Source organism: Salinivibrio sp. IB282 (assembly GCF_001995685.1).
Classification (GTDB): domain Bacteria; phylum Pseudomonadota; class Gammaproteobacteria; order Enterobacterales; family Vibrionaceae; genus Salinivibrio; species Salinivibrio kushneri.
In genome coordinates, this window is sequence record NZ_MUET01000156.1 from 1 (window position 1) to 1022 (window position 1022).

Below are 1022 nucleotides of genomic sequence, written 5' to 3' on the forward strand. Positions count from 1 at the left end.
GACTCACACATATCGCAATTGGTACCCTAGGGTTCTGCTTTTAACATAAGCAGGCTATTTACTCCGAGGACTCACACATATCGCAATTGGTACCCTAGGGTTCTGCTTTTAACATAAGCAGGCTATTTACTCCGAGCCTAAACGCAAAAAACCCAGCTTTTCAGCTAGGGTTTCTAAGTAGTGGCGGAGGGCCGGGGTTGCGGACAATGGGCAGGCCACCCTGCGGGACTCATTCGCCCGCAGGGCGAACCTGGCCAATAACAAAAAACCCTACTAAATTTAGCAGGGTTTCTAAGTAGTGGCGGAGTGGACGGGAGTCAACGCGCACTGCAAGTGCCGCGACCAAGACGTCTGGCTCAGGGGAGCTTAAATGCAAAAAACCCCAGCTTATCAGCTAGGGTTTCTAAAGTAGTGGCGGAGTGGACGGGACTCGAACCCGCGACCCCCGGCGTGACAGGCCGGTATTCTAACCAACTGAACTACCACTCCGCACCAATTCTTTCTCATCAAAGTCTTACATATCATTGCCTTGATGCTTAAATGTTTGCTAACTAAAGCCCAATATTAAGCTCTAATTAGATTATCTTGTTTGATGCGATGAGGATTTTGAATCGAGACGCGCAGTGTATGCCAATACATGAGCATCGCAGATATCAAAAGCATCGAGCTATCAAAAAGATAAGCAATGAGAGCCTGGCGATGTCCTACTCTCACATGGGGAGACCCCACACTACCATCGGCGCTGCTTCGTTTCACTACTGAGTTCGGCATGGAATCAGGTGGGTCCAAAGCGCTATGGTCGCCAAGCAAAATTTGTGTGTCTTCACTTTTCAGTCAAAACACGTATCTAGAAAGCTGTTTCGTTCTCGCCACAATCAACTGGCTTATTTTAAGTCCAACCCAAAACCGCTTGGGTGTTGTATGGTTAAGCCTCACGGGCCATTAGTACAGGTTAGCTCAACGCCTCACAGCGCTTACACACCCTGCCTATCAACGTCGTCGTCTACGACAACCCTTTAGAG

Annotated in this window: 1 tRNA gene and 2 rRNA genes; all 3 read right to left on the minus strand. The window is 48.7% G+C overall.

The features are described 5' to 3' along the window. Nucleotides 1–412: 412 nt before the first annotated feature. A tRNA-Asp gene (locus BZG14_RS15340) sits at nucleotides 413–489 on the minus strand. 202 nt (nucleotides 490–691) lie between these two features. Beyond that, nucleotides 692–807 (minus strand): 5S ribosomal RNA (gene rrf / locus BZG14_RS15345). Nucleotides 808–921: 114 nt separating this feature from the next. Then, nucleotides 922–1022 (minus strand): 23S ribosomal RNA (locus BZG14_RS15350); the annotation flags it as partial.